General features: G+C 72.8%; 22 protein-coding genes and 1 pseudogene. 14 read left to right on the top strand and 9 right to left on the bottom strand.

Annotated elements, in window-relative coordinates:
- The first annotated feature begins 45 nt into the window (after positions 1–45).
- From hypB to hypE, 5 genes are read left to right on the top strand one after another with little or no spacing between them, the layout of a single operon-like run.
- Entirely contained in the window at positions 46–771 is a 726-nt protein-coding gene (gene hypB / locus TNCT1_RS20440; RefSeq protein ID WP_143634205.1) for a hydrogenase nickel incorporation protein HypB, read from the top strand.
- Positions 768–3116 (top strand): carbamoyltransferase HypF, encoded by a 2349-nt coding sequence (hypF, locus tag TNCT1_RS20445; protein ID WP_143634207.1) that lies wholly within the window; start codon positions 768–770, stop codon positions 3114–3116. The genes hypB and hypF overlap by 4 nt, the downstream gene beginning before the upstream one ends.
- A gap of 3 nt (positions 3117–3119) precedes the next feature.
- Entirely contained in the window at positions 3120–3410 is a 291-nt protein-coding gene (locus TNCT1_RS20450) for a HypC/HybG/HupF family hydrogenase formation chaperone (protein WP_143634211.1), read from the top strand.
- Positions 3407–4552: a hydrogenase formation protein HypD gene (gene hypD / locus TNCT1_RS20455; RefSeq protein ID WP_143634213.1), complete on the top strand. Its 1146-nt coding sequence runs from the start codon at positions 3407–3409 to the stop codon at positions 4550–4552. The genes TNCT1_RS20450 and hypD overlap by 4 nt, the downstream gene beginning before the upstream one ends.
- Positions 4545–5636 carry a hydrogenase expression/formation protein HypE gene (gene hypE, locus TNCT1_RS20460; RefSeq protein ID WP_143634215.1) on the top strand — a complete coding sequence of 364 codons (1092 nt, stop codon included), beginning with the start codon at positions 4545–4547 and terminating at the stop codon, positions 5634–5636. Before hypD ends, hypE begins: the two co-directional genes overlap by 8 nt.
- 31 nt (positions 5637–5667) lie before the next feature.
- Here the strand turns inward: hypE and hypA are convergent, their stop codons facing one another.
- The 8 genes from hypA to TNCT1_RS20495 form a co-directional block, all read right to left on the bottom strand.
- Positions 5668–6024 (bottom strand): hydrogenase maturation nickel metallochaperone HypA, encoded by a 357-nt coding sequence (gene hypA / locus TNCT1_RS20465; RefSeq protein WP_143634217.1) that lies wholly within the window; start codon positions 6022–6024, stop codon positions 5668–5670.
- A gap of 9 nt (positions 6025–6033) precedes the next feature.
- Positions 6034–6189, bottom strand: coding sequence for a hypothetical protein (locus TNCT1_RS35875; RefSeq protein WP_174266373.1), 156 nt, complete (start codon positions 6187–6189; stop codon positions 6034–6036).
- A gap of 50 nt (positions 6190–6239) precedes the next feature.
- Positions 6240–6446 carry a hypothetical protein gene (locus tag TNCT1_RS20470; RefSeq protein ID WP_143634219.1) on the bottom strand — a complete coding sequence of 69 codons (207 nt, stop codon included), beginning with the start codon at positions 6444–6446 and terminating at the stop codon, positions 6240–6242.
- A 20-nt stretch (positions 6447–6466) separates the two neighbouring features.
- On the bottom strand, positions 6467–7063 hold the full coding sequence (locus TNCT1_RS20475; protein ID WP_143634221.1) for a DUF5947 family protein: 597 nt from the start codon (positions 7061–7063) through the stop codon (positions 6467–6469).
- A complete protein-coding gene (locus TNCT1_RS20480; protein ID WP_143634223.1) occupies positions 7060–7626 on the bottom strand; it encodes a NifU family protein in 567 nt (188 codons plus the stop codon). The genes TNCT1_RS20475 and TNCT1_RS20480 overlap by 4 nt, the downstream gene beginning before the upstream one ends.
- Complete coding sequence (locus TNCT1_RS20485; RefSeq protein ID WP_143634225.1) at positions 7619–9412, bottom strand: nickel-dependent hydrogenase large subunit; 1794 nt, start codon at positions 9410–9412, stop codon at positions 7619–7621. The genes TNCT1_RS20480 and TNCT1_RS20485 overlap by 8 nt, the downstream gene beginning before the upstream one ends.
- Positions 9413–9488: 76 nt before the next feature.
- Positions 9489–10577 carry a hydrogenase expression protein HypE gene (locus TNCT1_RS20490; RefSeq protein ID WP_143634227.1) on the bottom strand — a complete coding sequence of 363 codons (1089 nt, stop codon included), beginning with the start codon at positions 10575–10577 and terminating at the stop codon, positions 9489–9491.
- Positions 10574–12190: a hypothetical protein gene (locus TNCT1_RS20495; RefSeq protein ID WP_143634229.1), complete on the bottom strand. Its 1617-nt coding sequence runs from the start codon at positions 12188–12190 to the stop codon at positions 10574–10576. The genes TNCT1_RS20490 and TNCT1_RS20495 overlap by 4 nt, the downstream gene beginning before the upstream one ends.
- Before the next feature lie 394 nt (positions 12191–12584).
- Here TNCT1_RS20495 and TNCT1_RS20500 point away from each other — a divergent pair, with 394 nt between their 5' ends.
- Together TNCT1_RS20500 and TNCT1_RS20505 are read left to right on the top strand one after the other, a co-directional pair.
- Entirely contained in the window at positions 12585–13556 is a 972-nt protein-coding gene (locus tag TNCT1_RS20500) for a glycoside hydrolase family 11 protein (RefSeq protein WP_216856667.1), read from the top strand.
- Between the two features lie 42 nt (positions 13557–13598).
- Positions 13599–14306: pseudogene (locus TNCT1_RS20505) on the top strand (polysaccharide deacetylase family protein); the annotation flags it as partial.
- 260 nt (positions 14307–14566) lie between these two features.
- Here the strand turns inward: TNCT1_RS20505 and TNCT1_RS20510 are convergent.
- A complete protein-coding gene (locus TNCT1_RS20510; RefSeq protein ID WP_143634599.1) occupies positions 14567–15217 on the bottom strand; it encodes a DedA family protein in 651 nt (216 codons plus the stop codon).
- Positions 15218–15458: 241 nt separating this feature from the next.
- Between TNCT1_RS20510 and TNCT1_RS20515 the strand changes: the two genes are divergently transcribed.
- From TNCT1_RS20515 to TNCT1_RS20545, 7 genes are all read left to right on the top strand, one after another.
- Entirely contained in the window at positions 15459–16640 is a 1182-nt protein-coding gene (locus TNCT1_RS20515; RefSeq protein WP_143634235.1) for an ROK family transcriptional regulator, read from the top strand.
- A gap of 284 nt (positions 16641–16924) precedes the next feature.
- The gene (locus tag TNCT1_RS20520; protein ID WP_143634237.1) at positions 16925–18442 is read left to right on the top strand and encodes a sugar ABC transporter ATP-binding protein; all 1518 of its coding nucleotides are present in this window, start codon (positions 16925–16927) and stop codon (positions 18440–18442) included.
- Entirely contained in the window at positions 18439–19458 is a 1020-nt protein-coding gene (locus tag TNCT1_RS20525) for an ABC transporter permease (protein ID WP_143634239.1), read from the top strand. Before TNCT1_RS20520 ends, TNCT1_RS20525 begins: the two co-directional genes overlap by 4 nt.
- Positions 19459–19474: 16 nt before the next feature.
- Complete coding sequence (locus tag TNCT1_RS20530) at positions 19475–20539, top strand: substrate-binding domain-containing protein (RefSeq protein WP_143634241.1); 1065 nt, start codon at positions 19475–19477, stop codon at positions 20537–20539.
- 113 nt (positions 20540–20652) lie between these two features.
- On the top strand, positions 20653–21882 hold the full coding sequence (locus TNCT1_RS20535; protein WP_143634243.1) for a Gfo/Idh/MocA family protein: 1230 nt from the start codon (positions 20653–20655) through the stop codon (positions 21880–21882).
- 12 nt (positions 21883–21894) lie between these two features.
- Positions 21895–22893 (top strand): sugar phosphate isomerase/epimerase, encoded by a 999-nt coding sequence (locus TNCT1_RS20540; RefSeq protein ID WP_143634245.1) that lies wholly within the window; start codon positions 21895–21897, stop codon positions 22891–22893.
- Positions 22894–22990: 97 nt separating this feature from the next.
- Complete coding sequence (locus TNCT1_RS20545) at positions 22991–25480, top strand: PQQ-dependent sugar dehydrogenase (protein ID WP_143634247.1); 2490 nt, start codon at positions 22991–22993, stop codon at positions 25478–25480.
- The last annotated feature ends 9 nt before the right edge of the window (positions 25481–25489 follow it).

The raw sequence follows: 25489 nt of genomic DNA on the forward strand, positions 1-25489 counted from the left end.
CGCGGCCCGGGACTCTCCGACCCACGACCGCGAGGAGCTGGGCCCATGTGCCGGTCCGACGTCAAGCAGGCCGTCCTGGCGAAGAACGACGACCTGGCCGCGGGTCTGCGCGAGGACCTGGCCGCGAAGGGCGTGACGGTGGTCAATCTGCTGTCCAGCCCGGGCAGCGGCAAGACGGAACTCCTCGGACAAGTCCTGGCGCGGGCGGTGGAGCGGGGCGTGCCCGTCGCCGCGCTCACCGCTGACCTCGCCACCGAGAACGACGCCGTCCGGCTGGCCCGCTCGGGCGCGCCGGTCCGCCAGCTCCTCACCGACGGACTGTGCCACCTGGAGGCCCGGCAGGTGCGCGGACACCTCGAGGGGTGGCTGCCCGAGGGCACCGCCGTGCTCTTCGTGGAGAACGTCGGCAACCTCGTCTGCCCGGCCTCCTACGACCTCGGCGAGACCCTGCGGATCGTGCTGATGGCGGTCACCGAGGGCGAGGACAAACCGCTGAAGTATCCGACGGCCTTCGGCTCCGCCCATCTGGTCGTCGTCACCAAGACCGACCTGGCGCAGGCGGCCGGCTTCGACGAGGCCGCCTTCCGGGCCAACGTCCAGCGCGTCAACCCGGGCGTGCGGATCGTACGGTCCTGCGCCCGCACCGGCGACGGGTCCGACATCCTCCTGGAACACGCCCTCTTCGCCCGGGACACCCCGCCGCAGCACCGGCCGCCGCTCGCCCCGCACCCGCACGGCCACCACCACGGCGCCGCCACCTCCGTCTCGTGACCGCGCCCGTCACCGGCCGGGTGCGCCGCCGGATCACGGTGTACGGCACCGTGCAGGGCGTCGGCTTCCGGCCGTACGTGCACCGGCTGGCCGCAGAGCTGGGCCTGACCGGGTTCGTCGGCAACACCGCCAGCGGCGTGCTCATCGAGGTCGAGGGCCGGGCGGAGGACGTGGCCCTCTTCCACGACCGGCTGGTGAAGGAGCCGCCGCCGCTGGCCGCCGTGACCGGCGTGCGCCGCGAGGACGTCCCCGCCACCGGAGCCGGCGAGCCCTTCGCCATCCGCCGCACCGGCAAGTCCACGGGCCGCACCCAGCTCCCGCCCGACACCGCGACCTGCCCGGACTGCCTGCGCGAGCTGGCAGACCCGGCCGATCGCAGGCACCGGCACCCGTTCATCACCTGCACCCACTGCGGTCCCCGCTTCACCATCGCCACCGCGATGCCCTACGACCGCGCGGCCACGACCATGGCCGGCTTCCCGCTGTGCCCGCCCTGCGCCCACGAGTACGGCGACCCCGCCGACCGGCGCTTCCACGCCCAGCCCGTCGCCTGCCCCGACTGCGGGCCCCGGCTCACCCTCGTCCCGGCCGCCGGCACCGGCGTCCGCCCGGCCCGGGACGCCGACGCGCTGGCCACGGCACGGGCCCTGCTGGCCGCCGGCCGGATCGTCGCCGTCAAGGGCGTCGGCGGCTACCACCTGGCCTGCGACGCCACCGACGAGCGGGCGGTCGCCACCCTGCGCGAGCGCAAGGAGCGCGGCGGCAAGGCCTTCGCGGTGATGTGCGCCGACCTCACCGCCGCCCAGGAGATCGCGCACCTCAGCACCGCCGAACGCGCCGCCCTCACCAGCGCCCGCCGCCCCATCGTGCTGCTGCGCCCCCGCCCGGCCGGCCCCGGACCCCGGCTCGCCGCCCAGGTCTGCCCGGGCAGCCCGCACGTGGGCGTCATGCTGCCCTACGCCCCGCTGCACACCCTGCTCCTCGGACTGCCCGGCGACCCACCCGGACCCCGCGTCCTGGTCATGACCAGCGGCAACCGCTCCGGCGAACCCATCGTCACCGACGACGGCGAGGCGCTGGAACGCCTCGCCGGCCTCGCCGACGCCTGGCTCGCCCACGACCGGCCCATCGCCTCACCCTGCGACGACTCCCTGCTGCGGGTGCGCCCCGACGGCACCGAACAGGTACTGCGCCGCTCCCGCGGCTACGTCCCCCGTCCGCTGCGCCTGCCGGTCCCGGTCCGCCCCGTGCTCGCCGTCGGCGGCGACCTGAAGAACGCGCTGTGCCTCGGCGACGGCGACCAGGCCTGGTTCGGGCCGCACATCGGCGACATGGGCGACCTCGCCACCCTCGACGCCGCTGCCCGCGCCGAACGCCATGTCGCCGCCCTCACCGGCGTCACCCCCGAACTGCTCGCCGCCGACCGGCACCCCCGCTACCACTCGGCCGGCTGGGCCCGGCGCTTGTCGGGCGAACGCGGCCTGCCGCAGCCCGTGCTGGTCCAGCACCACCACGCCCACATCGCCGCCGCGATGGCCGAACACGGCCTCGACGGCGGCACACCGGTGATCGGCGTCGCCTTCGACGGCACCGGGTACGGCGACGACGGCACCGTGTGGGGCGGCGAGGTGCTGCTCGCCGGCTACTCGGGCTTCCGCCGCTTCGCCCACCTGGCCACAGCCCCGCTGCCCGGCGGGGACGTGGGCGTGGCCAACCCGTGCCGGCTGGCGCTGGCCCGGCTGTGGGCCGCCGGACTGCCCTGGGAGCCGGACCTGCCGAGCCTCCTCGCCTGCACCGAGGGCGAACTCTTCGTGCTGCGCCAGCAGCTGGAACGCGACGTCGCCTGCGTGCCCACCTCCAGCATGGGCCGCCTCTTCGACGCCGTGTCGTCGCTGGCCGGGGTCTGCCACCGCGCGGCGTACGAGGCGCAGGCCGCGCTGGAACTCGAGGCCGCGGCGGCCGTGGCCTGGGAGGCGGACACCGCGGCCTACCCCTTCCGCTTCGGGGCCGGTCACCGGATGGACCCCGCGCCGCTGCTGGAAGCGCTCCTCGCGGACCGGCGGCGCGGCACCCCGGCGCCGGTGCTCGCGGCCCGCTTCCACCGCGGGGTCGCACGGGCCGTCGCGGAGGTCTGCCGACGGGCCCGCCGGTCCGCCCGCCTGAGCACGGTGGCACTCACCGGCGGCGTCTTCGCCAACGGACTGCTGGAGGAGGAGTGCGCCGCCCTGCTGGCCACGGACGGCTTCACCGTCCTGCGCCACCGCGAAGTGCCGCCGAACGACGGCGGGCTGGCGCTCGGCCAGCTCATGGTCGCGGGAACAGCGAACCACCACGAGACGGAGTGACCCATGTGTCTGGCAGTGCCCGGCAAGGTCGTGTCCATCGACCATCACGCCGATCCGCTCACCGGGCTGATCGACTTCGGCGGAGTGCAGAAACAGGCGTGCCTCGAGTACCTGCCCGACGTGCGGGTGGGTGAGTACGTCATCGTCCACGTCGGCTTCGCCCTGCAGCGCCTGGACGAGGAGTCGGCCCGGGCCTCCCTGGAGCTTTTCGAGCAACTGGGGCTGCTCGATGAGGAGTTCGGGGACGCCTGGGAGCAGGCGGCGCGGCAGGAGAGCGGGAGTGAGGTCAGGTGAAGTACATCGACGAGTTCAACGACCCGGCCCTGGCGCGCCGGCTGCTGGACGAGATCCGCGCCACGGCCACCCGCCCCTGGGCGCTGATGGAGGTGTGCGGCGGCCAGACGCACTCCATCATCCGGCACGGCATCGACCAGCTCCTGCCGGAGCAGGTGGAGCTGATCCACGGGCCCGGCTGCCCGGTGTGCGTCACGCCGCTCGACGTCATCGACAAGGCGCTGGCGATCGCCGCCCGCCCCGAGGTCGTCTTCTGCTCCTTCGGCGACATGCTGCGGGTGCCCGGCACCGACCGCGACCTGTTCCGGGTCAAGAGCGAGGGCGGTGACGTACGGGTGGTGTACTCGCCGCTCGACGCCCTGGAACTCGCCCGCAAGAACCCCGGTCGGCAGGTCGTGTTCTTCGCGATCGGCTTCGAGACCACCGCCCCCGCCAACGCCATGGCCGTCCACCAGGCCCGCCGGCTGGGCCTGGACAACTTCAGCCTGCTGGTCTCCCACGTCCGGGTCCCCCCGGCCGTCGAGGCCATCATGACCGCCCCCGAGTGCCGGGTGCAGGGCTTCCTCGCCGCCGGGCACGTGTGCAGCGTCATGGGCACCGCCGAGTATCCGGAACTGGCCGAGAAGCACCGGGTGCCGATCGTCGTCACCGGCTTCGAGCCGCTCGACATCCTCGAGGGCATCCGGCGCGCCGTCCACCAGCTCGAACGCGGCGAGCACAGCGTCGACAACGCCTATGCGCGGGCCGTGCGCGACCAGGGCAACCCGGCGGCCCAGCGGATGATCGAGGAGGTGTTCGAGGTCACCGACCGCAACTGGCGCGGCATCGGCCGCATCCCGGCCAGCGGCTGGCGGCTCGGCGCGGCCTTCCGCGCGTACGACGCCGAACACCGCTTCGACGTCACCGACATCCGCACCGAGGAACCCGCCGTGTGCCGCGCCGGCGAGGTCCTGCAGGGCCTGATCAAGCCGACCGAGTGCGAGGCGTTCGGCAAGGCCTGCACCCCGCGGACCCCGCTCGGCGCCACCATGGTCTCCAGCGAGGGCGCCTGCGCCGCCTACTACCTGTACCGCCGGATGAGCGGCGCCCCGGCGCCCCGCGGGGCCCGCGCTCCGCAGGAGGAGATGAACCCCGTTGGCTGACCTCGCCACCGAAGCGTCCCCCGGCGCCGAAGCGCCCGTGGACCCCGCGAACTGGACCTGCCCCGCCCCGCTGCGCGACCAGCCGGTCGTGGTCATGGGGCACGGCGGGGGCGGCGCGCTCTCCGCCGAGCTGATCGACCAGGTCTTCGCCCCGGCCTACGGCAACCCCACGCTCGCCGCGATGGCCGACTCGGCCGTGTTCGACCTCGGCGGCGCCCGGCTCGCCTTCTCCACCGACTCCTACGTCGTACGGCCGCTGTTCTTCCCCGGCGGCTGCCTCGGCGACCTCGCCGTCAACGGCACCGTCAACGACCTGGCGATGAGCGGCGCCCGGCCGGCGTACCTCTCCACGGCCTTCGTCCTGGAGGAGGGCGTGGAACTGGCCGTCGTCGGGCGGATCGCCCGCGCCATCGGCGCGGCGGCCGAGGCGGCCGCGGTCACCGTCGCCACCGGCGACACCAAAGTGGTGGAGTCCGGACACGGTGACGGCGTCTACGTCACCACCGCCGGTGTCGGCCTGGTCCCCGACGGGGTCGACATCCGCCCGCAGCGCGCCCGGCCCGGCGACGCCGTCATCGTCAGCGGCCCGATCGGACTGCACGGCGTGGCGATCATGAGCGTGCGCGAGGGCCTGGAGTTCGGCGTGGAGATCGCCTCCGACACCGCGCCGCTGGCCGGCCTGGTGGCGGCCATGCTGGCGGTCACCAAGGACATCCACGTCCTGCGCGACCCCACCCGGGGCGGCCTCGGCGCCTCCCTCAACGAGATCGCCCGGGCCTCCGGCACCGGCGTACGGCTGCGCGAGCGCGCCCTGCCCGTCCCCGAGGAGGTCGCGAACGCCTGCGGGTTCCTCGGCCTCGACCCGCTGTACGTCGCGAACGAGGGGCGGCTCGTCGCCTTCGTGCCCCAGGACCGTGCCGAGGCCGTGCTGGCGGCGATGCGGGCCCACCCGCAGGGCGCCGGTGCGGCGGTCGTCGGCAGTTGCGTCGAGGAGCACCCGGGCATGGTCGTCGTCGCCACCGGGCTCGGCGGCACCCGGGTGCTCGACCTGCCGCTGGGGGAGCAGCTCCCGCGCATCTGCTGAGGCGGCCGCCGGGACGGGAGAGGCCCCGCGCTCAGCGCGGGGCCGGCACCGCCTCCACCTCCGTGATCTCCAGCTCCCGTCCGCTGCGCAGCTCCTGCGAGGGCCGGTCGCAGCGCGGGCACCAGAAGAACGGCGGCATGCCCACCGCGAACTCCTCGGCGCACCCGCCGCACCACGCCCGTGCCGTCACCTGCTCGACGACGAGCCGGGCCGCGGCCAGCGGGGTGCCGTCCCGGGCCACCTCGAAGGCGAACCGCAGGGCGTCCGGGACCACACCCGCCAGCTCCCCGACCCGGACGGTCACCGCCGACACGGCGCCGGCGCCGTCCGCCCGGGCGATCTCCTCCGCCTGCTCCACGATCGCGGTCGCGATCGACAGCTCGTGCACGCGGCGGACTCAGGGGTAGCGGCGGTGCGCGCGAAGGCCACCGCTCATCCGGTAGATCCGCAGCTCCCGCAGCAGGCCGGGCAGCTCCTTGAGGAACAGGACCGCCACCACGCCGCCCAGCAGGGCGGCCTGGGCGATCAGCACCTGCCGTCCGGTCGTTGTCACCGACCTCGTCGTCCTCTCGGTTCCACAGCGCTTGGTCACTTTCCGCCCTCTCATCCGGGTGAGATGTTCGGCATGGCGTCGATCAGGGCGTCATGCCGTTTCCAGTGGATCCCGGTGGAGCGGCGGGCGTCGGAGGTGCCGTCCTCGTGGAATCCGGTCTGCCGGTCGCGCGGGCCGATGTTGCCCTGATGCAGACCGGGCACATGGCTGGGTGTGTCGGGCTTCGCCTGGGGGCGGCCCACTCGGATGCTGCCCATCGTTCACTCCTTCCAGGTCCTCAGCGCCGCTCGGTGAGCTCCGCGAAGAACCGTTCCACGGCCGGCCATACCCGGCCGCCACCGGACAGGCCCCGCCACTCGCGGCGGACCAGGGCGACCATCCGGAAGCAGTCGTCGACCGGCACGATCCAGTGTTGCTCGGAACCGCGTGCCGTGTTCACCAGCAGCGCCTCGACGTCGCGGGTCATGCCGGCGAGCGGGGGGCAGGCGGCGGCCAGCCGCTGCCAGGCGGCCGCGTCCACCTCCCAGCGCATGGCCCCGGCCGGGCTCGGTCCCTGCGCGGTGACCGTGCCGTCGGAGCGGGGCACGAAGAACACCAGGCCCACCGGCACGCCCAGCACCGCCGTGTCGACCGGCGGCAGCCGCAGCCTGCGCCGCGGCACCAGCCGGTAGCGTCCCTCGCCCGCCCCGTCCTCGGCGAACAGCACCGAGCAGGGGCGGCACACGCACCGCACGTCCGCGTCCGCGGTGTCGTACAGGTGCGGGTGGGTCTCGGCCACCGGGGCGGCGCACAGCTCGCACGCCTCGGCCTCGGCGGCCGCCGCGCGGGACGGGGCCGAGCGGATGAGGCGGGCCAGCGCTCCCTGTGCGGTCACCGGGCCTCCCGTGCCGTGACCCGGCGTTTGATGGAGCCCAGCGGCACGAACGCGGGCGCGGCCCGCCGCTCCTCGGCGACCGGTTCCACGGCCGTCAGCTCCGGGGCGGCGGCCAGCACCGCCGCCCGGACGACCTCGGTGACGTCGGCGGACCCGCCGCCGCACCCGGAGCCGCACCCGCCGCCGCTGCTCACCCGCACCCGGGCCACCTGACCCTCGACGCCGGCCCACTCCAGGTCACCGCCGCGCTCGCGCACCGCCGGGCGCAGCTTCTCGACCGCGCGCTCGGCCCGGCGCTCGGCCGGCTCGGGGTGCAGCGAGTGCAGCACCAGCAGGTGTCCCAGCAGCTCGTCCGCGGCCAGCCGTTCGCCCAGCCGCTCGTCCGCCAGGTCCACGATCCGGGCCAGCGCCTCCCCGTAGACCTCGCTCAGCAGCAGCACCGGCTCCAGCGCTTCGCGGGCGGCCGGGCCCGGAGCGGACTCCAGCCCGGCCAGCACCTCGTCGAGCCGGGCCAGCCGCGCCTCCACCGCCGGGTCCGGGAGCCGGACGGCGGCGTCAGCCATGACTCGCCCCGTACGTCGGCGAGTGCACGGTGGTCAGGGTCTTGCCCTTGCCCATGTACATGTGGACGCCGCAAGGCAGACAGGGGTCGAAGCTGCGCACGGTGCGCATGATGTCGACGCCCTTGAAGTCGTCCGGCCCGTTCTCCTCGAAGATCGGCTGGCCCTGCACGGCGTCCTCGTACGGCCCGGGGGTGCCGTAGATGTCGCGGGGGCTGGCGTTCCACGGGGTGGGCGGGTACGGGTGGTAGTTGGCGATCTTCTTGTCGCGGATCACCAGATGGTGCGAGAGGACGCCGCGCACCGCCTCGTGGAAGCCGCAGCCGATCGCGTCGTCCGGCACCTCGAAGTTCTCGAAGACCTTGGTGTCGCCGTTGCGCAGCATGCCCATGGCCTCCTCCAGGAACTGCAGGGCCATGGCGGCGGCGTAGGCGACGAAGTACGGCCGGGCGCGGTCCCGTTCGATGGTGTTGCTCCACTTCGGGATGTGCCACTCCAGCGTGGTCTCCGGCAGCGACTCGCCCTTGGGCAGCGAGATCCGCACGCTGCTGCCGGTGGCCTTCACATAGGGCGTGTCGACCAGGCCGCTCAGCGCCGTCGACCACAGCCGCGCCAGCGGGCCGCCGCCGGTGTCCAGGGCGAGGAGCTCGCCGGTGTCCCGGTGGTGCCAGCGCGGGCTCATCACCCAGCTGTAGTTGCCGTCGAAGTCGCGCTTCTGCGGCACGGGGACGGTGGTCTGGTTCCACGGGTGGCGCATGTCGACCGGGTTGCCGAGCGGGTCGTGGGTGACGAACGGCTGCTCGTTGACCCAGTCCTCGTAGAACGAGCTGCCCAGCATGATGCGCAGGCCGAGGTTGATGTCGACCAGGTTGTTGGTGACGAGCCTACCGTCCACGACGATGCCGGGGGTGACGTACATCGCCTTGCCCCAGCGGTCCATGTTCTCGTACCGGTAGTCGACGACGTCCGGGTTCTGCCAGGCGCCCCAGCAGCCCAGCAGGATGCGGCGCCTGCCGACCTCCTCGTAACCGGGCAGCGCCTCGTAGAAGAAGTCGAAGACGTCGTCGTTCATCGCCACCGCCTTCTTCACGAAGTCGATGACGTGCATCAGCCGGCTGAGGTAGTCGGTGAAGGTGTTCGGCTGCGGCATCGTGCCGACGCCGCCCGGGTACAGCGTGGAGGGGTGCACGTGCCGCCCCTCCATCAGGCAGAACATCTCCCGGGTGACCCGGCTGACCTTCAGCGCCTCCTTGTAGACCTCGCCCTCGAAGGGGTTGAAGGCCTTCATGATGTCGGCGATGGTCCGGTAGCCGTGGATGTCCCCGCGCGGAGCGTCGGTCCGCTCGGCGCGGGCCAGCACACCGGGGTTGGTGGCCTTGACCATCGCCTCGCAGAAGTCCACGAACACCAGGTTGTCCTGGAAGATCGTGTGGTCGAACATGTACTCGGCCGCTTCGCCGAGGTTGGTGATGTGCTCGGCCAGCTTCGGCGGCTTGACGCCGTACGCCATCTGCTGGGCGTAGTTGGAGCACGTGGTGTGGTTGTCGCCGCAGATGCCGCAGATGCGCGAGGTGATGAAGCCCGCGTCGCGGGGGTCCTTGCCCTTCATGAACACCGAGTAGCCGCGGAACAGCGACGAGGTGCTGTGGCATTCCACGACTTCCTGGTTCGCGAAGTCGATCTTCGTGTAGATGCCCAGGTTGCCGATGATCCGGGTGATCGGATCCCAGGACATGTCCACGATCTGTGCGGGTTTGCGCTGTTTCGGCCGGGACTCGGTGGTGGTCATCTGCGGTACTGCCCCTCGCTGTTCGGGATCTGCGGTTCGGTCGGGGGATGCGGCGCGGGCGCGGCGGCGGGCGCGGTCACGGGCGGTAGCGCGGGTCGTAGCCGCTGGTCAGCTTGCGCTTGTTGTGGCGCCACCTGGGCTCGTGGTTCACCATGTCGTTGGTCAGGCCGCGCAGCCGGCGGATGACCGCCCCGTAGGGCTTGATGACCATGGACGACAGGGTGCCGCCGGGCGGCTCGTCCATGAACGGCATGAAGGCGTCGGGGAAGCCGGGCATCGTGCACCCGATGCAGATCCCGCCGACGTTGGGGCAGCCCCCGATCCCCGCCATCCAGCCGCGCTTGGGCACGTTGCAGTTGACCACCGGCCCCCAGCAGCCCGTCTTCACCAGGCACTTGGGGGAGTTGTAGTCGAGACCGAAGTCGGCCTGCTCGTAGTACGAGCCCCGGTCGCAGCCCTCGTGCACGGTCTTGCCGAACAGCCACTGCGGACGCAGCATGTGGTCCAGCGGGGGCGGGGGAGCGGAACCGGCCGCGTGCTGGAGGACCCAGATCAGGGTCTCCATGAAGTTCTCCGGCTGGATGGGGCAGCCTGGCACGTTCACCACCGGCAGACCGGCCTGCGACGTGAAGTCCCAGCCCAGGTAGTCCGCGAGGCCCATGCAGCCGGTCGGGTTGCCCGCCATGGCGTGGATGCCGCCGTACGTCGCGCAGGTGCCGGCGGCCACCACCGCCCAGGCCTTCGGCGCCAGTTGGTCGATCCACCAGTTCAGGGTCTGCGGCTCGCCGGTGTCCGGGTCGTTGCCGAACGACGTCCAGTAGCCGTCGCCGTCGATGATGTTCTGGTTGGGGATCGAGCCCTCGATCACCAGGATGAACGGGGCCAGTTCGCCGCGGGCCGCCGCCCGGTAGGGGGCCAGGAAGTCCTCGCCGCCCAAGCTGGGCGAGAGCACCTTGTTGACCAGGTTGACCTTGGGCAGGCCCGGGATGAGGCCGAGGACGACGTCCTCGATCGAGGGCTGGTCGGCGGCCGTCAGGGAGACGGTGTCGCCGTCGCAGCTCATGCCCTCCGAGATCCAGAGAATGTGGATCTCGTCGATGCCCTCACGCGCCCCGGCCCGGCTGGGCTCGCGGCTGACTTCGGTGGTACCGCTCTGGGTGCTCATGTCGTCGGCCTTTGCTGCAGTCGGTCGGGGAGTCGGCCGGCTCCTTGCGCCGGCGTCTCGGAGGCGTCCGTCGCGCCGTCCATCGAGCCGTCCCTCCTCCGGCCTGCCGGCCGGGCGTCGGGGCCGCGGGGGCCGCGGCCGGGTGGGGCGACCGGCTCGTCGGAGGCGAGTGGTTCGACCTCGTCGGGCCGGAAGTAGTGGAAACGGCCGTACCAGCCGTGCAGTTCGGCCGCGGGATCGTCGTCGACGGTCACCGCGAGATGGACGCTGCCGTCCACGTCGTGGAAGACGGCCGCCACCCGCGCGGTCCGGCCGGCCAGGAACATGTCCTGGGCGTCGGCGCCCCGGCCGCGCGGCCGCAGCCGCACCCGGCTGCCGCCGCCGACGTCGGCACCGTCGACCACGACCGTGTCGGTGGCCGGGGACGGTCCGTCGTCGGCGTCCTCCCGCCACCAGGCGGGCCGGGTGGGGGCGCCGGGCGGGCCGGGCCGCGCCGGGGTGAGCGAGCGGATGGCGCCGTGCAGCCGGGCGAAGACCTCCGGGGGCATGTTGTCGACCCGGTCCAGGATGCGTGCGGCGCGCGGGTCGGTGGCCCGGGCCTCGGCCTTCTCCTCGTCGGTCAGCAGCATCGTGCGCAGCGAGAGGATCTCGTCGATCTCCGCCGCGTCGTGCAGGTCGCCGGGACTCTCCGGCGCCACCTGCGGACGGTCGGGCAGGATGATCGGGCAGGACAGCATCACCGGCCCGGTGGACCCCGTGTCCTCGGGCGCGCCGCCCAGGACGGGCCAGGTGAAGGCGTTGACGCAGCCGCGCGCCTGCTCCACAAGACCGGCCGGCGGATCGACGAGCGACACGAACTCCACGCCCTCGCCGCCGATCAGCGTGTGGGCGGCGAGCAGCGCGTGCCGCAGCGCATCGCCGCGCGCGGCCCGCGCGTCCGGCGCCCGCCCGCTGTTCTCGGTGCGCACGCGCAGCCGGTACACGTCCCCGGTGAGCCGCTCGGCCTCCACCGCGGTGCGGGCCAGGATCTCCTCGCGCCGTCGCACCACCCGCCCCGCGCCGCCGGGCAGCGTCTCGGTCTCCTCGGCCGCCGGCGCCCCCGTCGCGGCGCCGCACCCGCCGCGCAGCAGGTCCGCCAGCGGCCAGGCGAGACCGACCTCCTGCGGCACCGCCTCGTCGAACGTGAGATGGTCCCGGCCGTCGTCCGTGCGCAGCGACTCGACCGGGCGGTGCCGGCCGTCCGCGCCGGCCGCCAGCACCTGCTTGTGCTGCATCTGCAGGTACCGCACGCGCACCCGTACCAGCGCGTCGGGGCGCGGCGCGCGCACCAGGCACTCGGTGCGCTGGTACCAGGAGTCGGCCGAGCCCGCGATGCCCGGGACGACCGGGCCGTCCGCCTCCACCCAGTCACGGGGCAGCAGCACACCGAACTGCCACCGGACCCGGTTCTTGGCCGAGGAGCGGCGGTACGGGTAGAGCAGGTAGCCCTCGTACAGGACGGCGTCGGCGACCCCGCTCACCCGTGCGAACGCGTCGCCGGAACCGCCGTCCGGCGCGCCGCCGCCCAGCAGGGCGACACCCGCCTCGCCACACACGCCGCCCGCCTCCGGCATACCGCCTCCTCGTCATGGGTGCACCGGGCCATCCCTTCCACCACGGAAACACCCCTCACCGCACCTCGCCCCTCCGGCGGAGTCACGTTGGGCCGGGCAGGTGACGGGCTGAATCCAGACGCCTTCGAAACTTTCGCAGTGCGGTGACGGAAGATCGATCACACCGTCTTGTGTACGGGTGATTCCGGTAAGCCGGACTCTCGGACATCGCTCATGAACTGCGGCTATGTCACTTGCCTGACGAAGATGCGGGTGCGAATGTTTCGAAACATCTACCGAAACTGTTGACACGGCCTGCGTCCGATTCAACACTCTTCGACGTCGGCGGGAGACCCGAGGAGGCTGCATTGACATGCGCACGTCCTATGTGAAAGGCCGCGGAGGCGATCGCCTCATGCCGCTCGTCCGGAGCGCCTGCGCCCTGGTGCTGGTCGCCATGGCGGCGCTGCTCCTGCCCGGCACGGCGCGCGCGGACACCGTGATCACGTCCAGCCAGACCGGCACCAACAACGGCTACTACTACTCGTTCTGGACCGACGGCGGCGGTTCGGTCTCCATGAACCTGGGCTCGGGCGGGTCCTACGGCACCTCGTGGAGCAACAGCGGCAACTTCGTCGCGGGGAAGGGCTGGAGCACCGGCGCCCGCCGGAACGTGACCTACTCGGGCAGCTTCAACCCGTCGGGCAACGCCTACCTCGCCCTGTACGGCTGGACCACCAACCCGCTGGTGGAGTACTACGTCGTCGACAACTGGGGCACCTACCGGCCCACGGGCACCTACAAGGGCACCGTCACCAGCGACGGCGGCACGTACGACATCTACGAGACCACCCGGGTCAACGCCCCCTCCATCGAGGGCACCAGGACCTTCAACCAGTACTGGAGCGTCCGCCAGTCGAAGCGGACGGGCGGCACCATCACCGCCGGGAACCACTTCGACGCCTGGGCCCGCAACGGCATGAACCTGGGCACCTTCAACTACCAGATCCTCGCCACCGAGGGCTACCAGAGCAGCGGGAACTCCAGCATCACGGTGTCCGACTCCGGCTCCTCCGGCGGCGGAACCGGCGGTGGCGGAACCGGCGGTGGCGGCGGCAGCGGCGGCTGCACGGCGACCCTGTCGGCGGGGCAGCAGTGGAGCGACCGCTACAACCTGAACGTGTCGGTGAGCGGGGCCGCCGACTGGACCGTCACGATGAAGGTCCCGTCCCCGGAGAAGGTCCTCGCCACCTGGAACGTCGGCGCCGCCTATCCGGACGCGCAGACCCTGGTCGCGAAACCCAACGGCAGCGGGAACAACTGGGGCGTGACCCTGCAGACCAACGGCACCTGGACCTGGCCCACGGTGACGTGCAGTGCGAGCTGAAGTGACCGTCGCGACAACGGAGTCGAGAAGGAGCGAACCCCCATGCGAACCAGCACGCGCCTGCCCTTACGGGCCCTCGTCACGACACTCGCCTTGGCTGTGACGGCCGTGGCGGCCAACGTCACCGCGGGCGCCACCGCCTCGCGCGCCGCCGGCTGCGCCGGGTACGTCGGACTCACCTTCGACGACGGCCCGTCCAACGCCCACACCCCGGCCCTGCTGGCCGCCCTGCGGCAGAGCGGGCTCAGGGCCACCATGTTCAACGAGGGCCAGTACGCCGCCGCCTACCCGGCCCAGGTGAGGGCCGAGGCGGACGCCGGCATGTGGATCGGCAACCACAGCTACAGCCACCCGCATCTGACCCAGCTCGGCCAGGCGCAGATGGACTCGGAGGTCGCCCGCACCCAGCAGGCGATCGCCGGCGCGGGCGGCGGCACTCCGCGGCTGTTCCGCCCGCCCTACGGCGAGACCAACGGCACGCTGCAGGCGGTCGAGGCCAAGTACGGCCTGCGGCAGGTCATCTGGGACGTCGACTCGCAGGACTGGAACGGCGCGAGCACCGACGCGATCGTCCAGGCGGTCTCCCGGCTGACCAACGGCCAGATCATCCTGATGCACGAGTGGCCGGCCAACACCCTGGCCGCCGTTCCGCGCATCGCCCAGGTGCTGGCCTCCCGCGGCCTGTGCGCGGGGATGATCTCCCCGCAGACCGGCCGCGCGGTCGCACCCGGCAGCGCCGTCACCGGCGGACGCTGAGCACACCGGCCACGATCGCCGCACTCCGGGACGCGCCTCGCGCCCGGCGGGCGATCGTGGCCCACCCGCGCGGCGGCCGGACCACCGCCGGCGCGCCCGGCGCTCCCCGGCGCGGTCCGGGCTCTCCGGCGCTGTCCGGGCTCCTCACGGTCCGGGCTCCCCAGCACGGGCTGGCCGGCGGGGCTCAGGCGGGGCATCGGCGGGGCACCGGCGGGGCCAGTTGCGGGGGCCCGGCCACGGACGTTCCGCCGCGCTCAGCCGCCTCGTGGACGATCCCCGTCCCGCCGTTCGCGCCGTCTGCGGCGGGCCTCCGCCAGCAGCGGCAGGAGCGAGAGCGCGACGATCACGGCGACCAGCGGCAGCAGGTAGTCGTCGACGTGGGAGACCGACGAGCCGAGGAGGTAACCGGCGAGCACCAGGCTCTGCGACCAGAGCAGCCCGCCCACCGTCTGCCAGAGCGTGAACGCCCGGGCCGGCACCCCCAGCGCGCCGGCCGCCGGATGCAGCACGGTGCGCAGCACCGGGACGAAACGGCCGATCACCAGCGCCTTGCCGTATCCGTAGCGGGACAGAAGCCGCTCCGCCCGTGCCGTGCCCTTCTTCACCCGCCGGCTCGACGAGCGCTCCAGCAGGGGCCGTCCGCCGTGCCGCCCGAGCAGATAGCCCACCTGGCCGCCCAGCACGGAGCCGACGGCCGCGCACAGCATCACCTGCCACAACTGCAGCCGCGGCGCCTGCCCGTCGGCCGCCGCGCAGAGCACACCGGCGGGGAACAGCAGCGTGTCGCCGGGCAGGAAGAACCCGACGACGAGCAGGCCGGACTCCCCGAAGATCACCGCGAGCACGCCCAGCGCCCCGAAGGCGGCGAGCAGTGAGGCGCTGTCCGTCGGGTCGACGGCGATCACCACGCTCACCTCCGCTCGCCGGCCGCTTTCCCCCAGTGTCCCGTGCGCGGCGCTCCACGCCGGTCCGACGGCCCCGCCAGGCACTCGACCGCCCGAATCCGACGTTCTTTGTCCTCTGAGTGGAAAAAGTGCGCGGGAATCCGTGCACAGCTTCTTCCCAGGCTCGGCAGCCGCTGCTACTTTCCTCTCGAAAGCCCGGCACTGGTGGCCGAATACTGGCGGGGAGGGGCACGTGAGACGCATGACGGCACGACCGGCGAACACGCACCAGGCCCGCCTGCTGAAGCTGCTGCGTGACGGCGGCCCCAACTCCCGCGCCCAGCTCGGCGACCAGGTCGACCTGTCCCGGTCCAAGCTGGCCGTGGAGGTGGACCGGCTGATGGAGACCGGCCTGGTGGTGGCCGACGGACTCGCCGCCTCACGCGGCGGCCGCCGCTCCCACAACGTCCGGCTCCACCCGGACCTCAGGTTCCTCGGCGTCGACATCGGCGCGACCTCGGTCGACGTCGCCGTCACCAACGCCGAGCTGGAGATCCTCGGGCACCTCAACCAGCCGATGGACGTCCGTGAGGGCCCCGTCGCCGTCTTCGAGCAAGTCCTGGACATGGCCGGAAAACTGAAGGCCACCGGGCTCGCCGAGGGCTTCGACGGCGCCGGCATCGGCGTACCAGGGCCGGTCCGGTTCCCGGAGGGCGTCCCGGTCGCGCCGCCGATCATGCCCGGCTGGGACGGCTTCCCCGTACGGGAGGCGCTCAGCCAGGAGCTCGGCTGCCCGGTCATGGTCGACAACGACGTGAACCTCATGGCCATGGGCGAGCAGCACGCCGGAGTCGCCCGTACCGTCGCGGACTTCCTCTGCGTCAAGATCGGCACCGGCATCGGCTGCGGCATCGTCGTGGGCGGCAACGTGCACCGGGGGACCACCGGCAGCGCGGGCGACATCGGCCACATCCAGGCCGTGCCCGACGGCCGCCCCTGCGCCTGCGGCAACCGGGGCTGCCTGGAGGCCCACTTCAGCGGCGCCGCGCTGGCCCGGGACGCCGTGCAGGCGGCCGGCCAGGGCCTGTCCGCCGAACTGGCGGCGCGGCTCGCGGCCAACGGCACCCTCTCCGCCGTCGACGTGGCCGCCGCGGCCGCGGCGGGCGACGCCACCGCGCTCGACCTGATCCGCGAGGGCGGCACCCACGTCGGCCAGGTCATCGCGGGCCTCGTCTCCTTCTTCAACCCCGGCCTGGTGGTGATCGGCGGCGGGGTGACCGGCCTCGGCCACACCCTGCTCGCCGCGATCCGCACCCAGGTCTACCGCCAGTCGCTGCCCCTGGCGACCGGCAACCTGCCCATCGTCCTGGGGGAACTGGGACCCACCGCCGGTGTCACCGGCGCGGCCCGGCTGATCAGCGACCACTTGTTCTCACCCGCGTAACGAGCGACCGCCCACCCGTCCCAGCAGCCCTCACCGCCCGCACTGACTCGTGTAGACAGCGCCACCCGCACCCCGTCCGCTCCACCCGAGCACATCCCACCGCGTGACCGCACGGCAGCCGCCGCGGCCGGCCCTGCCCTGATCCCGCCCGCCCCGCCGCCTTCACCCGCACCCGCACCCACAGCGCTCAGCCCTGCCCGAGAACGACGCCTGCCCGGCACCGAGCCCGGCCGCGGGCGCAGCACGCCCTGACACCGGCCCGCACGTCCGCCGAGGGGAATCCGATGGCACCAGAAGCACCACTGCTCAGCATGTCCGGCATCACCAAGTCGTTCCCCGGCGTCCGCGCCCTCGACGGCGTCGACCTCGACGTCCAGGCGGGTGAAGTGCACTGCCTCCTCGGCCAGAACGGCGCAGGGAAGTCCACCCTCATCAAGGTCCTGGCCGGCGCCCACCAGCCGGACGGCGGCACCATCCACTGGCGCGGCGAGGCCGTCACCCTGCGCTCGCCGATCGCCGCCATGCGCCTCGGCATCGCCACCATCTACCAGGAACTCGACCTGGTGGAGCACATGTCGGTGGCCGAGAACGTTCACCTCGGCCACGAGCCCACCTCCGCCGGGTTCGTCGTACGCGGGAAGGCCGCCCGCACTTCCACGGGCGCGCTGCTCAAGCGGCTCGGGCATCCCGAGATCGATCCGGGCCGCCTGGTCGGGGACCTGTCCGCGGCCCAGCAGCAGATCGTCTCCATGGCCCGGGCGCTCTCCCACGACGTGCGTCTCATCGTGATGGACGAGCCGTCCGCCGCGCTCGACCCCGACGAGGTCGACAACCTCTTCCGCATCGTAGGGACCCTCACCGCGGAGGGCGTCGCGGTCGTCTACATCTCGCACCGGCTGGAGGAGATCCGGCGCATCGGCGACCGGGTGACCGTGCTCAAGGACGGCCGTGCCGTCGCCCGCGGACTGCCCGCCAAGAGCACGCCGACCAAGGACGTCGTCGCCCTGATGACGGGACGCGACGTCGCGTACGTGTTCCCCGCCCGCCCCCAGGCGCCGCCCGCGGGCGAGCCCGTGCTGCGGATCCGCCGGCTGGCCCGGGACGGCGAGTTCGCGCCGCTCGACCTCGACGTACGGCCGGGGGAGATCGTCGGCCTGGCCGGGCTCGTGGGGTCCGGGCGCTCCGAGATCCTGGAGACGGTCTACGGGGCGCGCCGGCCCAGCGCCGGCCAGGTCCTGGTCGACGGCAGGCCGCTGCGGCCCGGCAGCGTGCGCGCCGCCGTGCGGGCCGGGATCGGGCTCGCGCCGGAGGAACGCAAGGCGCAGGCCCTGCTGATGCTGGAGTCCGTCACCCGCAACGTGTCCGTCTCCACCCTCTCCCGCTTCTCCCGGGCCGGCTGGGTCGACCGGGGCGCCGAGCGGGGCGCGGCCCGCGCAGCGACCCGCGAGCTGTCACTGCGGCCGGACAACCCGGACGCGCCCGTGCGCACCCTGTCCGGCGGCAACCAGCAGAAGGCCGTCCTCGCCCGCTGGCTGCTGCGCGGCTGCCGGGTGCTGCTGCTGGACGAACCCACCCGAGGCGTCGACGTGGGCGCCCGGGCCGAACTGTACGCGGTGGTCCGCCGCCTGGCCGACGAAGGCCTTGCCGTGCTCCTCGTCTCCAGCGAGGTGCCGGAGGTCCTCGGCCTCGCCGACCGCGTCCTGGTGCTCCGCGAGGGCCGGGTCGTGCACATGGCGCCCGCCCAGGAACTCGACGAACACCGCGTCCTCGACCTCGTCATGGAAGGAAGCCCGGCGTCATGACACAGCCCGTCTCCCCGCCCCGGGACGCCACCGGCGAGCCGCCGACGGCCGGCCGGCTCCCCGCCTGGCGCGGCCTGCCGGCCCGTGCCGACGTCCGCACCCTGTCCCTGCTCGGCGTGCTCGCCGCCCTCGTCGTCATCGGCGGCGTCACCAGACCCGACGAGTTCCTGGACACCCGCAACCTCCAACTCGTCCTCACCCAGGCCTCGGTGATCGGCGTGGTCACCGTCGGCATGACCTTCGTGATCACCGCCGGCGGCATCGACCTCTCCGTCGGCGCGATCGTCGCCCTCGCCTCCGTGTGGGCCACCACCGTCGCCACCCAGGAGTACGGCTTCGCCGGCATCCTGTTCACCGCGATGGTCGTCGGCCTGGGCTGCGGGCTGGTCAACGGACTGCTGGTCGCCTACGGCGGCATGGTCCCGTTCATCGCCACCCTCGCCATGCTGGCCTCGGCGCGCGGCCTCGCCCTGCAGATCACCGACGGCCGCACCCAGGTCGTCACCGTCGACAGCGTCCTGAAGCTCGGCGAGCGCGACTCCTACGTCCTGGGCATCCCGCCGCTCGTGCTGGTCTTCGCGCTGGTCACGGTGGCGGGGTGGCTGCTGCTGAACCGCACCACCTTCGGCCGCCGCACCGTCGCCGTCGGCGGCAACGCCGAGGCCGCCCGGCTCGCCGGCATCGACGTCCGCCGGCAGCGCCTCTACCTGTACCTGCTGTCCGGACTGTGCTGCGGCATCGCCGCCTTCCTGCTGATCGTGCTCTCCGGCTCAGGCCAGAACACCAACGGCAACCTCTACGAACTCGACGCCATCGCCGCCGCGATCATCGGCGGCACCCTGCTCAGCGGCGGCCGCGGCACCATCACCGGCTCCGTGCTCGGCGTCCTGATCTTCACCACGATCACCAACATCTTCGCCCTGAACAACCTGCAGAGCGACGTCCAGCAGATCGCCAAGGGCGCGATCATCGTCGCCGCCGTCCTGGTCCAGCGCCGCACCGCGAGAACGAGCTGAGGAAGGGTCCACCGCCATGCCAGAGCACACCAGCCGCCCCACGAACGGCCTCACCAGCCGCAGAGGCCTCCTCTTCGGAACCGCCGCGGTCTCCGCCGGCACCTTCCTCACGGCCTGCACCAGCAACGACACCAAGGACCAGGGCGCCGCCGCCGACACCCGTCCGGCCGCCGACGACAAGCCCGGAAAGCACGTGACCATCGGCTTCGCCGGCCCCCAGGCCGACCACGGCTGGCTCAACGCCATCAACGACAACGCCAAGAGCCGGGCCAAGAAGTACCCCGACGTCACCCTGGAGATCACCGAGGGCTCCAACGACACCGCCCAGCAGATCGGCCAGATCGAGACCCTCATCAACAAGAAGGTCGACGTCCTGGTCGTGCTGCCCGCCGACGGCAAGGCCCTCACCCAGGTCGGGCTGAAGGCGATGCGCGCCGGCATCCCCGTCGTCAACCTCGACCGCATCTTCAACTCCGCCCAGGCGTACCGCTGCTGGATCGGCGGCGACAACTACGGCATGGGCCTGAGCGCCGGGCGCTACATCGGCGAGAAGCTCAAGGACAAGCCGAACGCCCGGGTGATCGAGCTGGCCGGCCTGGACAACCTGGAGCTGACCAAGCAGCGCACCCAGGGGTTCGACGACGCCCTGAAGAACTACCCCAACATCAAGAAGGTGGCCCGGCAGGCGGCCGACTTCACCGTGGAGTCCGGACAGGCCAAGATGGCCCAGCTGCTCCAGGCCCAGTCCAAGTTCGACGCCCTGTGGAACCACGACGACGACCAGGGCGTGGGCGCGCTGCGCGCCATCGAGCAGGCCGGCCGGGACGACTTCCTGATGGTCGGCGGGGCCGGCGCGCTCTCCGCCTTCCAGGCCATCAAGCAGGACAACGGCGTTCTGAAGGCCACCGTCCTCTACCCGCCCACCATGGCCGCCTCCGCGATCGACCTCGCCCGGGCCCTCGGCCAGGGCAAGGGCGTCGGCGGCCTCGCCGAGTACGAGATCCCCGCGTCGATCACGCTCTACTCGGCCGTCGTGGACAAGGACAACGTCGACCAGTACATGCCCACCGGCTTCCGGTGAGCCTGAGGCCTTCCGTCCGGCCCGGGCCCGGCTCACGGGGCCCGGCCCGGGCCGGACCGGAAGGCACTCGCCCGCACCCCCCACCGCGCCACGACGAAGAGGAGGACGAGCGCATGGAACAGCCGCAGCAGTCGACGGAGCCGGCGGCCCCCGCCGGGAAGCCGCCGGAGGGGAGACCCCCGCTGCGCGTCGGCATGGTGGGCTACGCCTTCATGGGCGCCGCCCACTCCCAGGGCTGGCGCACCGCGGGCCGGGTCTTCGACCTGCCCCTGAGTCCCGTGCAGGCCGTGATCTGCGGCCGTGACGAGACCGCGGCCCGCGCGGCGGCCGGCCGGCACGGCTGGGCGGACGTGGAGACCGACTGGCGTGCGCTCGTCGCCCGGGACGACATCGACCTGATCGACATCTGCACGCCCGGCGACAGCCACGCCGAGATCGCGCTGGCCGCGCTCGCCGCCGGCAAGCACGTGCTGTGCGAGAAGCCCCTCGCCAACACCGTGACGGAGGCCGAGACCATGACGGCCGCGGCCGAGGAGGCCGAGGCCCGCGGCCGGCTGGCGATGGTCGGCTTCAACTACCGCCGCGTACCGGCCACCGCGCTCGCCCGGCGCATGGTCGCGGCCGGCCGGCTCGGCACCCTGCGCCACGTGCGGGTGAACTACCTCCAGGACTGGCTGGTTGACCCCGACTTCCCGCTGACCTGGCGGCTGCGCAGGGAACTGGCCGGCTCCGGCTCGCTCGGCGACCTCGGCGCGCACATCGTGGACCTCGCCCAGTACCTCGCGGGGGAGCGGCTCGCCGGGGTGTCCGCCCTCACCGAGACCTTCGTACGGGAGCGTCCGCTGCCCCGCGGCGCGGGCAGCGGTCTGACGGCGATGCCGGCGGCCGGCACCGGCACGGTCACCGTGGACGACGCCGCCCTGTTCACCGGCCGGTTCACCTCGGGCGCCCTCGCCTCCTTCGAGGCCACCCGCTACGCCACCGGCCGCAAGAACGCCCTGCGCATCGAACTCAACGGCGAGCGCGGCTCGCTCGCCTTCGACCTGGAACGCCTCAACGAGCTGTGGTTCCACGACGCCACCGAACCGGGCCCCGAGGCCGGCTTCCGCCGCATCCTCGTCACCGAACCCGAACACCCGTACCTGGAGGCCTGGTGGCCGCCCGGCCACGGACTCGGCTACGAGCACACCTTCGTCCACCAGGTCCGCGACCTCGTCCACGCCATCGCCGAGGGCCGCCGTCCCGAGCCCTCCTTCGCCGACGGACTCCAGGTGCAGCGCGTACTGGCCGCCGTCGAGGAGAGCGCCGAGAAGAACTCCGTCTACACGCCCGTCGCACTCTGAGGAGGCCCGTCCATGCCGCGCCCGTTCACCCTGTTCACCGGCCAGTGGGCCGACCTGCCCCTGGAGGAGGTCTGCCGGCTCGCCCGCGACTTCGGCTACGACGGCCTCGAACTCGCCTGCTGGGGCGACCACTTCGAGGTGGACAAGGCCCTGTCCGACCCCGCCTATCTCGCCTCCCGCCACCAGCTCCTCGACAAGTACGGCCTGAAGTGCTGGGCCGTGTCCAACCACCTCGTCGGCCAGGCCGTCTGCGACGCCATCATCGACGAGCGCCACCGGGCCATCCTGCCCGCCGCGGTGTGGGGCGACGGCGACCCCGAGGGGGTGCGGCGGCGGGCGGCCGACCGGATGAGGGACACCGCCCGCGCCGCGGCCGCCTTCGGCGTCGACACCGTCATCGGCTTCACCGGCTCCGCCATCTGGCACCTCGTCGCGATGTTCCCGCCCGCCCCCGAGTCGATGATCGAGCGGGGCTACGAGGACTTCGCGACGCGGTGGAACCCCATCCTCGACGTCTTCGACGCCGAGGGCGTGCGGTTCGCCCACGAGGTCCACCCCGGCGAGATCGCCTACGACTACTGGACCACCCACCGCGCCCTCGAAGCGATCGGCCACCGCCGCGCGTTCGGGCTGAACTTCGACCCCTCCCACTTCGTCTGGCAGGACCTCGACCCGGTCGGCTTCCTGTGGGACTTCCGCGACCGCATCTACCACGTGGACTGCAAGGAGGCCCGCAAGCGGCTCGACGGCCGCAACGGCCGGCTCGGCTCCCACCTGCCCTGGGGCGACCCGCGCCGCGGCTGGGACTTCGTGTCCGCCGGGCACGGCGACGTCCCCTGGGAGGACGTCTTCCGCATGCTGCGCTCCATCGACTACCGGGGACCCGTCTCCGTCGAGTGGGAGGACGCCGGCATGGACCGGCTGCAGGGCGCCCCCGAGGCCCTGGCCCGCCTCAGGGCCCACGACTACGAGCCGCCGTCGGCGTCCTTCGACGCGGCCTTCTCCAGCTGACCGTCACAGCGAGGTCAGCTGCCCCCCTCTCCGGGATGACGGCGCATCCCGGCGCTCGCACCCGCCCGTACAACCGGCCCCGTACTGGAGGCATTTCGTGCACGGGAACGATCGCACCAACCGCACCGGAACCCACAGAACACGTCTGCGCAAGGCGGTCGCGCTGCTGAGCGGCGCGCTGCTGGCCGGCGCCGGCCTCACCCTGACCGCCCCCCAGGCCGGCGCAGCCGTCACCGGCCAGGACGCGACCGCCGCGGCGGCCGAGGACTTCCAGCAGGTCACCCTCGCCAAGGGCGAGGCGGAGGTCGGCGAGCCCATGTCGCTCGCCGTCCTCCCGGACCGCTCCGTCCTGCACACCTCCCGCGACGGCGAGCTGCGCCTCACCGACGCGGCCGGCAACACCAGGCTCGCCGGCAAGCTCGACGTCTACTCCCACGACGAGGAGGGCCTCCAAGGCGTCGGCGTCGACCCGGACTTCACCGACAACCGCTTCATCTACCTCTACTACGCGCCGCCGCTCGACACCCCGGCCGGCGACGCCCCCGAGACCGGCACCGCGGCCGACTTCGCGCCCTTCGACGGCGTCAACCGCCTCTCCCGCTTCGTGCTGAAGAGCGACGGCACGCTCGACGCGGCCAGTGAGAAGCAGATCCTCGACGTCAAGACCACCCGTGGTCTGTGCTGCCACGTCGGCGGTGACATCGACTTCGACGCGGCGGGCAACCTGTACCTGTCGACCGGCGACGACTCCAACCCCTTCCAGTCCGACGGCTACAGCCCGCTGGACGAGCGCGCCGACCGCAACCCGGGCTTCGACGCCCAGCGCACCTCGGGCAACACCAACGACCTGCGCGGCAAGATCCTGCGCATCAAGGTCAACGCGGACGGCTCCTACTCGATCCCCGACGGCAACCTGTTCCCGCCCGGCACGGACAAGACGCGGCCCGAGATCTACGCGATGGGCTTCCGCAACCCGTTCCGGTTCAGCGTCGACAAGAAGACCGGCATCCTCTACGTCGGCGACTACGGCCCCGACGCCGGCGCCGCCGACCCCAAGCGCGGCCCGGCCGGCCAGGTCGAGTTCGCCCGTGTGACCAAGCCCGGCAACTTCGGCTGGCCGTACTGCACCGGCGCCAACGACCCGTACGTGGACTACGACTTCGCGACGAAGACCTCCGGCGCCACCTTCGACTGCTCCGCGCCGAAGAACGACTCGCCGCACAACACCGGCCTCACCGACCTGCCCCCGGCCCAGCCGGCCTGGATCCCCTACGACGGCCCGTCCGTACCGGAGTTCGGCACCGGCTCCGAGTCCCCGATGGGCGGCCCCGTCTACCACTACGACGCCACGCTCGACTCGCCCGTGAAGTTCCCCGAGGCCTACGACGGCGACTTCTTCGCCGGTGAGTTCGGCCGCCGCTGGATCAAGCGCATCACCAGCGACGCCGACGGCAAGGTCCAGTCGATCAAGGACGTCCCCTGGAGCGGCACCCAGGTGATGGACATGGCCTTCGGCCCCGACGGCGCCCTCTACGTGCTGGACTACGGCCTCTCCTGGTTCGGCGGCGACGACAACTCGGGCCTCTTCCGCATCGAGAACGCCACCGACGGCCACTCCCCGGTTGCCCAGGCCGCGGCCGACCGCACCTCGGGGCAGGCGCCGCTGAAGGTGGCCTTCTCCTCGGCCGGGTCCAGCGACCAGGACGGTGACGCGCTCACCTACAGCTGGGACTTCGGCGACGGCGCGACCGCGACCGGGGCCGCCCCCACGCACAAGTACAAGAAGAACGGCACCTACACCGCCACGGTGACCGCCAAGGACACCACCGGCCGCACCGGCAGCGCGAGCGTCCAGGTGGTCGTCGGCAACACCGCGCCCAAGGTCACCCTGGAACTCCCGCAGGACGGGCAGCTGTTCAGCTTCGGTGACGCCGTGCCGTTCAAGGTGAAGGTCACCGACCCCGAGGACGGCAAGGCCATCGACTGCTCCAAGGTCACCGTCAACTTCGTCCTCGGCCACGACACCCACGGCCACCCGCTGACCTCCGCGCAGGGCTGCTCCGGCACCATCCAGACCAGCGCCGACGGCGGCCACGACCAGGACGCCAACATCTTCGGCGTCCTCGACGCCCAGTACACCGACGGCGGAGGCGGCGGCCAGGACGCGCTCACCACGCACGCCCGCAGCGTCCTGCAGCCCCGGCACCGCCAGGCCGAGCACTTCAGCACCTCCTCCGGCGTCACGGTGACCTCCCGCAGCGGCGCTCACGGCGCCAAGGCCGTCGGCGACGTCCACGACGGCGACTGGATCGCCTTCACCCCGTACGTCCTGAGCGACGCCACGAAGATCACCGCCCGGGTCGCCTCCGCCGGCGCCGGCGGCACCCTGGAGGTCCGCGCCGGTTCCGCGGCCGGCACCCTGCTGGGCAAGGCCACCGTGCCCGTGACCGGCGGCTGGGACACCTACCAGGACGTCTCGGCGGCGCTGTCCCGCGCACCGCGCGGCACCACCACCCTGTACCTCGTCTTCAAGGGCGGCAGCGGCGCCCTGTTCGACGTGGACGACTTCACCTTCACCACCGGCTGAGAGGAGGAC

Source organism: Streptomyces sp. 1-11 (genome assembly GCF_007176755.1).
Taxonomy (GTDB): domain Bacteria; phylum Actinomycetota; class Actinomycetes; order Streptomycetales; family Streptomycetaceae; genus Streptomyces.

Excerpts from the sequence above, each read along its gene's own strand:
- hypB (WP_143634205.1), top strand. The coding sequence starts at position 46 with ATGTGCCGGTCCGACGTCAAGCAGGCCGTCCTGGCGAAGAACGACGAC.
- TNCT1_RS20450 (WP_143634211.1), top strand. The coding sequence starts at position 3,120 with ATGTGTCTGGCAGTGCCCGGCAAGGTCGTGTCCATCGACCATCACGCC.
- TNCT1_RS20470 (WP_143634219.1), bottom strand. The coding sequence starts at position 6,446 with ATGGGCAGCATCCGAGTGGGCCGCCCCCAGGCGAAGCCCGACACACCC.
- TNCT1_RS20480 (WP_143634223.1), bottom strand. The coding sequence starts at position 7,626 with ATGGCTGACGCCGCCGTCCGGCTCCCGGACCCGGCGGTGGAGGCGCGG.
- TNCT1_RS20485 (WP_143634225.1), bottom strand. The coding sequence starts at position 9,412 with ATGACCACCACCGAGTCCCGGCCGAAACAGCGCAAACCCGCACAGATC.
- TNCT1_RS20490 (WP_143634227.1), bottom strand. The coding sequence starts at position 10,577 with ATGAGCACCCAGAGCGGTACCACCGAAGTCAGCCGCGAGCCCAGCCGG.
- TNCT1_RS20495 (WP_143634229.1), bottom strand. The coding sequence starts at position 12,190 with ATGCCGGAGGCGGGCGGCGTGTGTGGCGAGGCGGGTGTCGCCCTGCTG.
- TNCT1_RS20500 (WP_216856667.1), top strand. The coding sequence starts at position 12,585 with ATGCCGCTCGTCCGGAGCGCCTGCGCCCTGGTGCTGGTCGCCATGGCG.
- TNCT1_RS20515 (WP_143634235.1), top strand. The coding sequence starts at position 15,459 with ATGACGGCACGACCGGCGAACACGCACCAGGCCCGCCTGCTGAAGCTG.
- TNCT1_RS20520 (WP_143634237.1), top strand. The coding sequence starts at position 16,925 with ATGGCACCAGAAGCACCACTGCTCAGCATGTCCGGCATCACCAAGTCG.
- TNCT1_RS20525 (WP_143634239.1), top strand. The coding sequence starts at position 18,439 with ATGACACAGCCCGTCTCCCCGCCCCGGGACGCCACCGGCGAGCCGCCG.
- TNCT1_RS20530 (WP_143634241.1), top strand. The coding sequence starts at position 19,475 with ATGCCAGAGCACACCAGCCGCCCCACGAACGGCCTCACCAGCCGCAGA.
- TNCT1_RS20535 (WP_143634243.1), top strand. The coding sequence starts at position 20,653 with ATGGAACAGCCGCAGCAGTCGACGGAGCCGGCGGCCCCCGCCGGGAAG.
- TNCT1_RS20540 (WP_143634245.1), top strand. The coding sequence starts at position 21,895 with ATGCCGCGCCCGTTCACCCTGTTCACCGGCCAGTGGGCCGACCTGCCC.